Raw genomic sequence first — 9,231 nt, 5'->3', positions numbered from 1 at the left:
AAATTGGGTAATCTTATTGTAACTTTTATAAGCGGGATTGTAGCCATGACTTTCTTATCGTGATAATGATACTCCCGTATAGCCACAGTCCGAGCGTTAGAAGCGTCGCAGGCAATGGGTACGGCTACATGAGAACTATGCAGGGGTGAAACTCCCGTGAGCTTTGCTAAAGCTGTTCGATTACTTGTAAAACAAAAATTAGATAGGGGGACGGAGTGTATGAATAAAAAATTAATTCGTTATAGTATGCAAATAGCTATGCTTAAACAACTTCTTGCCCAAAAATTGATTTCTGAAAAAGAGTACTATCTAGTAAAACAAAAAATAATGAAAGATTATAAAATTGTTTCAGATATAACCTCTTAAATCGTGTTATAATTAGTGGACTATTAAGACTACTATAGGAACACAAAAGGAGGGTGTCAAATGAAAAAAGTAGAAGTTATTAAAGCTAGCAGCTCTATATCAAAATCAAAACGGGGAAAAATGATTGAGTGTTTGCGTGTGGCGGCTTATTGTAGGGTAAGTACAGATAGTGAAGACCAATTAAATAGTTATAAATCTCAAAAGACATATTACACAGATTTAATACAGAAAAACAATGAGTGGATATTCGTAGGAATATATGCAGATGAAGCTATAACTGGGACACAAGTTACAAATCGTCAAGATTTTCAGAGAATGATTAATGATTGCATGAATGGTGAAATAGATATGATTGTTACAAAGTCTATCTCTAGATTTGCTAGGAATACTTTAGATACTTTAAAATATGTACGTATGTTGAAAGAAAAAAATATAGCTGTTTTCTTTGAAGATGAAAATATAAATACTTTAACCATGGATGGAGAATTGTTGTTAGTTGTACTCAGTTCTGTAGCCCAACAGGAAGTTGAAAATATTTCCTCCAATGTTAAAAAAGGATTAAAAATGAAAATGAAACGTGGCGAGCTAGTAGGTTTTCAGGGTTGCTTAGGTTATGACTATCATCCAGAAGATAAATCTATTACCGTCAATAAAGAAGAAGCAGAAATTGTACGTTATATTTTTAATAGGTATATAGAGGGAGCTGGAGGTTCTGTTATCGGTAAGGAATTAGAGAATCTTGGTTACCTAACCAAATATGGCAATGCCACATGGGCACCGACTACTGTTTTAGGCATTATTAAGAATGAGAAGTATAAAGGCGATATACTATTGGGGAAAACTTTCACTGTTGACCCTATTTCAAAACGTCGTTTGGAAAATATGGGAGAAGAAGACCAGTTTTACATTCGTAATCATCATGAGCCAATTATTAGTGAAGAAGTATTTGATAAAGCACATGAGATATTAAATAGGAAAAATAAAAACCGTGGTAAAATTGGAAATGGAAATACTAAAAGAGAAAAATATAGTAGGAAGTATGCCTTTAGTTGTTTGCTTGAATGTGGATTCTGTAAGGGTACATTAACTAGACGTAAATGGCACAGCGGTTCGGAATACAGTAAAGTAATTTGGCAATGTGTAACTGCTACTAAAAAAGGAAAAAAGCATTGTCCAGAGAGTAAGGGAATCCCAGAACAAGCAATTGAAGATGCCTTTATTGAAAGTTATCGTATTCTAAGTGATGACAATAAAGATGTTCTAGATGAATTCTTAAAAATAATGGATGAAACATTAAGTAGTAGCTCAATAAATAAACAGCTTACAAAAGTTGATAAAGAGATTGAAGCAATAGAGAAAAAGAAAAGTAAACTAGTTGATATGCGACTAGAAGATATTATTGATTCAGATACTTATGAATCAAAGTTTTCTAATATGACAAATAAACAAGAAAATTTGCTTAAGGAACGGATAAAACTACAAGAGACTGCTACAACTGAAAAAGATGTAAAGCGACGTTTGCGAGAATTCAAAAAAACACTGGAGAATAATGAAGTGTTACATGAATTTGACCGTCATGTATTTGAAAGTATTGTTGAAAAGGTTATCGTTGGTGGATATGATGAAGATGGAAATATCGACCCTGCACAACTTGTCTTTGTGTATAAAACAGGGTTTAAAAATAGCTTGGATGGTAATCAATTTAAGCCAGCAAGAAAGAATGCAAGAGGAAATCGAAAGTCTAATAAATTGTGTTCACAAACTAATGACGATGTTAAAGATTTATGTTCCTATACTAGTACCAACACACGTAGAGACGGTTGTGTTGATGGAAAAGAGATAAAATAGAATTGTTAACAGAGGATTTTAGCATTACGACTTACAGTAGAGATGGGTGGTCTTTCATATATATATAATAACGTTTTGTAACGTTTAAATAATTCCGTGTGTTTAGAAAAAAGATGATTTATTATATTCTTAATGTAAACTTGGATGTGCTGAATGATTGTGGCAGAATTTCATTAAGAAAATGTAATGGTAACCCTGAATGAGTTGAAAGCTATCGTAGAAGTGCAGGGCGTCAGGTTTGAACAGGCCATAATTTTACCTAATTGTGGTGAAATTAAGACAGTCAATAAATCTAAATAACAATCCAATAAGAAATACAAGGAGGAAATGGTCATGGGGAAAAAATTAAGTAACTACTTGTTTAGTACGGGAAGCTTTCTCATCGATGCTACAAGAGAGGCTGTACTCAAGCATGAAGATGACGCTGTTCAACAAGAAAGATATAATGGGGCCAAGATTCTTACTGAAGCTTTGTTTGAGGCAAAGATAAACGATGATGAAATTATACGTTTGCTTCAGAAATATTATTTCTTAAGTGAAGAAGAATGCGAGAAATTGATGATATCTGAAAGGACCGTAAATTTACCATGTAAAGAGTTAGAAACATATCTTGTGCGTTCAGAAGGATATACGAGAGATGAAGCTGTTAATTTTATACATGAAAAAGGTATTCCAGATTTCCTAAGAGAAAATAAAGGAGCTTGGAAGTTATCTCCGGGACAGTTGTTTTCAAAAATACAATAATTAAAACAATCTTCACATTCTAATTTATTGGGGAGCATGAACGCTTTTAAGGAATTAGTATGTATAAAATCTAAGTTAACAATGGACATTTTAGTGACTTAATATATATAACAAATTTATGAGGAGATGGCTTATGAGATTATACTCTGAAAGACATGGTATAAGGGCACCGCAGGAAAAGACATATTCTATTAACAGAGATATGTATTCATTGCTCTTAGATTGCTGCAAAAGATATCAAAAGAATTTAACACATATTTTTGCTCTAAATTGTCATCACGACTTTACTGATAGCGACTATATTGCATTTGATGAAAACGGATTTACAACAAGAATAAAGATAAGAATACCATCTCTCTTTCGGGATGAGTATGACAGAATTAGCACACCGCAATATGGAGATGAGTACGATCAATATTCGCTTTTAGACCTTATTGAGTTCTTTGCACAAAATATTAAGGATATCTTAGAACGATGGAATAATGAGAGATACCGAAACTACCAAACGATAGATTGCCATGATTCTTCAGATGTATTTGAAAATTTCCAAGAGGCAATAAATGAAATATTCTCTGAGTCTGGGTTGCTATATGAACTTACGGACGAAAAGATTATTGAAAGAATTGTTGAGAACAGTCCACTTACAGCGGAAATAGAAAATTCTTTTACATCGGTACATGAGCAAGGTACAAGAGAGTTGTTGAAAGATGCAGTTGCATTATATAAAACACCAAACCCGGCAGCTCGGCAAGATTCAGTTGAAAAGATATGGGATGCATTAGAACGCTTAAAAACTTACTATACAACGTTAGATAAGAAACATTCATCAGAAAAAATAGTGAATGATATGGCAAACGGAAATGATGATTTTGCCGATTTGTTTAATAATGAATTTAAGGTGTTGACGGACATTGGAAATAAATATCGCATACGGCATCATGAAACTGATAGGATTGATATTACTGATATCCGTTATTACGACTATTTTTTCAATCGTTGTTTATCACTAATTGCACTGGCTATACAATATTTGAAGTAAAAGAAATACCGATTATGTAATATTCATTTGATAAAGGAAAATTTGATAAAAGAGTAGATGTCTTGATAGGCTGCAATGAGAATCAAACCGCATATTCATACATTTACAACGTAATGACATTATAATTGAATAGAGAAACAGAGACCGTAATTGTTTCGATGTGATAGAGGAAAAATTTAATCTATGGAGGGGATGAAAAGTGAAAAGGGTTATAGTGATTGGATGTCCGGGAAGTGGGAAAAGCACATTTTCACGTGCATTGCACAAAGTTACTCAAATCCCCCTTTATCATTTAGATATGATGAACTGGAACTCTGATAGAACTACTGTACCAAAACCTACTTTCATAGAAAGGCTTAACCGAACGGTAGAAAAGGATACTTGGATTATTGATGGGAACTATGGTTCAACTATGAAATTACGGTTGGAAGCTTGTGATACTGTGTTTTTTTTGGATTATTCGTTAGATGTGTGCCTAGATGGGATTATGTCAAGAAGGGGAAAAGAAAGAACAGATATGCCATGGGTCGAGTTACCTGACGAGGTAGATGAAGAATTTATTCAATTTATCAAAAACTACAACATCGTTAGCAGACCCACTGTGATGGAATTATTATCCGAATACACTGATAAGGATATTTTTGTTTTCAAAAACCGCGAAGAGGCCGACGAGTTTCTTTCTCAATTATTGCGATAAATTCCAGTTTGTCGATATGTTTCCCTCTACCAATAGTACTAAAAACGCAATGGATATGTTTCCAAGAAGGGACATAGCCAAATGACATTCATTCTATCAACTCGTCCCATGTGGAGTGTGTAGTATTGATGGAAAAGGTAAAAGGGTAATATGTTGCTATATCAGCTTTTTGAATGTGCATACCATATTCAAGGGGCTGATTTTTTAGTATAATTGGTTTGGAAACGGTGGAGATTGGGAATAATATCCAATAATTAATAGGTAGTATGTGGGAACTGATCAACATAAAATGCTTATAAATTTATGAATAATTTAAAGATAAATAGTCTTAATAAATTTGAAGGTGGGTTTTAAGTGGGGAAAAAGAAAAAACAATCGAAAAAAGATTTAAAGAGAAGATTATCTGAGCAATTCCAAAGTACAGTTAAAAAAAGTAGGATTAAAGAATGTTTGCATCCTAAAAAAGAAGAATGTAGCGAAAATATTATTAAAGCTCACTCGATTCAAAATAATAAGGTCTTATCAGAAATATCAAAAAATGGCAATGTAATAATGCCGATACCAAAATCAGATAATCCATTCCAGCTAACAACAGAGTATGGTAGAAAAAGAGCAACTGTTTTTACAGGTTTTTGTGGTCATCACGACCAAATGTTCAGTCCGATTGAAGATTTTGATTTTAATTATGAAATTAAACAGGTATTTCTCTATATATACCGTGCTTTTGCAGTTGAATATCATAGAAAGATGGAGGGAGTTAAACAGCAAGAAGAAATGAAGAAATTTACAACTGACTCTATAATTGATTATACTCAATTAGGTTTTACTTTAGCAAAAAGAGACATGGAGAAAGATAAAGAGGTATTTGATGCGGCTATTTTGAATAATGAATTCAATGTTTTAAACTATGTTGTTTATGAATTTGATAAAGAAATAAATTTTGCTGCTACTGGCTTCTTAACGCCGATAGATGATTTAAATGGGAATAAAATTCAAAGTTTATCAGATTATGATGCTAAAATGTCTAATCTATATTTTAGTGTATTCCCTGAAGAAAATAAGAGTTACGCCATTGTCGCTGTGTTAAAAAATGATGAATTATTAGCAGATTATGTAACTAGTCTGAAAGGTTTAACGCAAGAAGAAGAAAAAAATTTCATTAATTATTTAATCATCAAAGGGACAGAAAATTTAGTTATCAATCCAGATGCTTGGTATGCACTCTCAGAAGTAGACAAAGAGAGCTTTAATTATTCATTTGCTCAAATTGAAGATTTTTTTGGGATGCCCACAGACAAAGGATACCAAATTAAAAATCAAGGGTTTGATTTATTTAATTTATGAGATGGATAGCCTACTTATTATACGAGATGTATTGGTTAATGGTCGAGTTCTCTAAAAGGATGATAAGATAGCGTTTATGTTAGTGAGTAAATGAGATGAATTAGCCTATAGTTTACATGTCGAGGCAGTTGCATTGCTTTCACGAACAAAGTGAAGTGAAACAATAGCAAATGCGTCCCCCACTCGGTTAAGCAGAGGCTCTAGTATTGATGATACGCACCTAACTAGGCGAGTGTAGCGAGTCTTAGGTAGTTGCTATGCCAGGAATTCCTAAGAAGCCGACTGAAAGAAGACCGATTAGTGAATTCTACGGCCAATGGAATAGATGTATAAGGGTTCGAAATAGCTTGAAATTAATAATTTTATGAAGTTTGAATTAGATAATTATCTGACTAATTTTTTATTAAAAGACTACGTAGCTTTGAAAATAGTGAATAAGATGATTCAATATTAAATAAATAATGTTTGTTCTATCTAATCGTATATATTTTCAATCTTCATAGTTTGCGTGGATATCTATGAGCATACTTGACATAATCCGGTAATTTTAGTAAATTTTAAGCAATGTTTAAAGGAAAGGTGGGAAAAGTGTGAAATTATTTCTTCAAATATATCCATTGGCAACGGCCAAGGCAGAATGTGTATGCAGTCAATTTTTGATTGGCTATAAAAATTAAATATTTTGAAAGGAGAAATAATGGAAACAATAGTATCCGCTTTATTAGTTTTTGTGTCTACATCAATTGATTACTTAGTTGTTTTGACTATTTTATTCGCTAGTCAAGGCAAGGAAGGCTTGAAATCAATTTATACAGGACAGTATTTAGGTACAGGATTGCTTGTGCTGGTTAGTCTTATTGTCGCTTACTTTTTAAATTTTATTCCACAAGATTGGATTATCGGGCTCCTTGGTCTAATCCCACTAGGTCTTGGTATAAGAGCAATTTTTGTGGATGAAGATATTGATGAAGAAGACATCGAGGGGAAAATTACCGGAAAGGGATCAAAAATCTTAGCATTTACAAGTTTAACAGTGGCAATGGGTGGAGATAATTTAGGAATTTATATCCCCTTTTTTATAGGAAAGAGTTTGATCGAGGTTTGTATAAGTTTAGTAATATTTGCGTTCGGGATTTTGATTCTATGCAAATTATCTCAAAGTCTCGCTTCAATTTCTACTATCGGAGAAATCGTAGAAAAGTACGAAAAAATAATTGTACCAGTCGTGTTTATTGGACTCGGATTTTATATATTGATTGAAAATGGAACGATTAATTATTTCATATCCCTAATCACAAGTTAATAGTCTATTTTTGTATTTCAGACCTATTAAAGGAAATTGTACCGCCTCCACAATAGTTAGATTTTTGGTCTAACTTTTGGGGGTCGGTACATTTATTATAGAACCCAAAATATTGTACCATGCGTCATTGGTTTGATGCATGGTTTTATTATGCAGGGATTCGTAACCCCATATCGAGTGTGCCCCGCTCTATATTATAAAACTTGATATAGCGTCTGATATCTTTTTCTAATTGCTCAAACGTTTCATAATTCCTTAAAGAGTACATCTCAACTTTGATGATGCCCCAAAAATTCTCCATCGGACCATTATCAATGCATTTACCTACATGTGACATACTGTGAATCAACTGTTTGTCATTGATAAATCTTTAAAAGAAGTGAGAAGTGTATTGAAACCCTCGATCGCTATGAATTAAAGTTTCCCCTGGAATCAGGTCCTTTTCAACCTGAACGACTATATCCTTAACTAATTGAGTATCGTTCCGCTTCGATAACTTATAGGCAACGATCTGTCTCGTGCCATAATCGAGAATTGCACTGAGATAAGCTTTACGGTTATCTCCGTACTTAAATTCAGTGATATCTGTTAACAGAACCTGCATCGCTTGATAATCCTTATTAAATTCACGATTTAACACATTCTCTGCGATATGTTGAGGAGAATGATTTTTATAGCGGTAACGTTGACGTCGAATGACTGCCTTGAGTCCCATTTGTTTCATCAAACGGTAGACACACTTAAGATTAACCTGTGCTTGTCGAAAGTAGTTAAGGTAAATCGTGATGCGACGATACCCATAGATGCCTTCATATTTGTCATAAGCTTCTTGAACGAGTTCCATCAGCTTTTCTAAGCGTTGTTCTGTCTGACTGGATTGTTGCTTGAGCCACTTATAACAAGCTGATCGGCTGACCAAGCACCTCACATAATACCTCTATTTTGTGGCCATCTTGATTAAGTTTCTCAATCGTCTTGTATTCTGCTTGGTATCTGATTTTGTGAACATCAACTCTCTTCCCACTTCTTTCAATTTTTTTAAGGCAGCATTCTCTGTCTCTAAATACTCATTACGGGCCTTGAGGGCGGCGTTTTCTGTGCGTAACTTTTCCTCTTCGGTTTGTATGGTATCAGGTTTTCTTCGTCCCCGACCATCCGTTAAACCATCCGGTCCAAATTGTTGATATTTTTGAACCCAGAAATAGATATTATTGTAAGAAACTTGATGCTTAGCCGCTGTCTCCTTATAAGACATTCCAGTTTCTAGAAAGTCTTTGACTATGGCAATCTTTTCTTGATGTGTTTTCTTTTGTTCTTTCATGATATACACCTCGGGTTTAGGACGATAGTTCTTTATTTGTTCACCTTCAGTATACTTGATAATCCAATCTTTAACAGTGGAATGACTAGGTATATGATACTTTCTGGCAAGCTCTTTAATGGAACTATCTGTTTGAAGGCATTCTTTCACCACGCTTTCTTTAAATGCTTGAGTATAGGTGTTGTTTCTTCTAGAAGATTCCAGTCCCGCCATATCATGTTCTAAAAACTTAAGATAGTATTGGTTAAAACTCGAACCACCTAACAAAAGTCCATAATTTTCGCAAAGTTTCTTATAAGAATGACCAGCATCATAGAGATGAATATAGTTAGCTAACTCTGTTAAAGTGTGTTTTCTATTTGAACGCAAAAAACCTCCCCCTAAAGTAGTTTACTTTTTTTTAGTGTCTACTTTAGGGGGAGCATATCAAGAAGAAGTCTTTATTTTTAAGGATTTGTTTAAAGGATATGTATGGAACAGGATACCGAGAAAGCTTGGTACTAATGTCTTAGTAGATGTTTTTGAGATATTTTAAATAACTTGGATAGTAAAATTAAGCTAGAAAAATA

Annotated in this window: 10 protein-coding genes; 7 read left to right on the top strand and 3 right to left on the bottom strand. The window is 33.6% G+C overall.

All coding sequences use genetic code 11. The features are described from left to right. Positions 1-219 precede the first annotated feature (219 nt). The 7 genes from HMPREF2811_RS03205 to HMPREF2811_RS03175 all read left to right on the top strand — a co-directional run bounded on the left by HMPREF2811_RS03205 (position 220) and on the right by HMPREF2811_RS03175 (position 7,341). The gene (locus tag HMPREF2811_RS03205) at positions 220-366 is read left to right on the top strand and encodes an SHOCT domain-containing protein (protein ID WP_071408078.1); all 147 of its coding nucleotides are present in this window, start codon (positions 220-222) and stop codon (positions 364-366) included. A 60-nt stretch (positions 367-426) separates the two neighbouring features. Continuing rightward, positions 427-2,214 (top strand): recombinase family protein, encoded by a 1,788-nt coding sequence (locus HMPREF2811_RS03200; RefSeq protein WP_071408077.1) that lies wholly within the window; start codon positions 427-429, stop codon positions 2,212-2,214. A gap of 333 nt (positions 2,215-2,547) precedes the next feature. Then, the gene (locus HMPREF2811_RS03195) at positions 2,548-2,958 is read left to right on the top strand and encodes a hypothetical protein (RefSeq protein WP_071408076.1); all 411 of its coding nucleotides are present in this window, start codon (positions 2,548-2,550) and stop codon (positions 2,956-2,958) included. A 133-nt stretch (positions 2,959-3,091) separates the two neighbouring features. Continuing rightward, complete coding sequence (locus tag HMPREF2811_RS03190; protein ID WP_071408075.1) at positions 3,092-3,997, top strand: AbiJ-NTD4 domain-containing protein; 906 nt, start codon at positions 3,092-3,094, stop codon at positions 3,995-3,997. 199 nt (positions 3,998-4,196) lie between these two features. Further along, positions 4,197-4,694, top strand: a complete 498-nt coding sequence (locus HMPREF2811_RS03185) for a P-loop NTPase family protein (protein WP_071408074.1) — start codon at positions 4,197-4,199, stop codon at positions 4,692-4,694. A gap of 354 nt (positions 4,695-5,048) precedes the next feature. Next, positions 5,049-6,038, top strand: coding sequence for a hypothetical protein (locus tag HMPREF2811_RS03180; RefSeq protein ID WP_071408073.1), 990 nt, complete (start codon positions 5,049-5,051; stop codon positions 6,036-6,038). A gap of 697 nt (positions 6,039-6,735) precedes the next feature. Next, positions 6,736-7,341 (top strand): cadmium resistance transporter, encoded by a 606-nt coding sequence (locus HMPREF2811_RS03175; protein ID WP_040466863.1) that lies wholly within the window; start codon positions 6,736-6,738, stop codon positions 7,339-7,341. 148 nt (positions 7,342-7,489) lie between these two features. Here the strand turns inward: HMPREF2811_RS03175 and HMPREF2811_RS11895 are convergent, their stop codons facing one another. Genes HMPREF2811_RS11895 through HMPREF2811_RS03165 form a run of 3 tightly spaced genes read right to left on the bottom strand, consistent with a single transcriptional unit; the run spans position 7,490 to position 9,031 of the window. After that, positions 7,490-7,678 carry an IS3 family transposase gene (locus HMPREF2811_RS11895; RefSeq protein WP_084801903.1) on the bottom strand — a complete coding sequence of 63 codons (189 nt, stop codon included), beginning with the start codon at positions 7,676-7,678 and terminating at the stop codon, positions 7,490-7,492. A 33-nt stretch (positions 7,679-7,711) separates the two neighbouring features. After that, positions 7,712-8,260 (bottom strand): IS3 family transposase, encoded by a 549-nt coding sequence (locus HMPREF2811_RS03170; RefSeq protein ID WP_141749242.1) that lies wholly within the window; start codon positions 8,258-8,260, stop codon positions 7,712-7,714. 18 nt (positions 8,261-8,278) lie between these two features. Further along, a complete protein-coding gene (locus HMPREF2811_RS03165; protein ID WP_071408072.1) occupies positions 8,279-9,031 on the bottom strand; it encodes a helix-turn-helix domain-containing protein in 753 nt (250 codons plus the stop codon). Positions 9,032-9,231: the final 200 nt, after the last annotated feature.

The sequence above is a fragment of the Globicatella sp. HMSC072A10 genome (assembly GCF_001811625.1).
Lineage (GTDB): Bacteria > Bacillota > Bacilli > Lactobacillales > Aerococcaceae > Globicatella > Globicatella sanguinis.
This window is presented reverse-complemented; position numbering and strand designations above follow the sequence as displayed.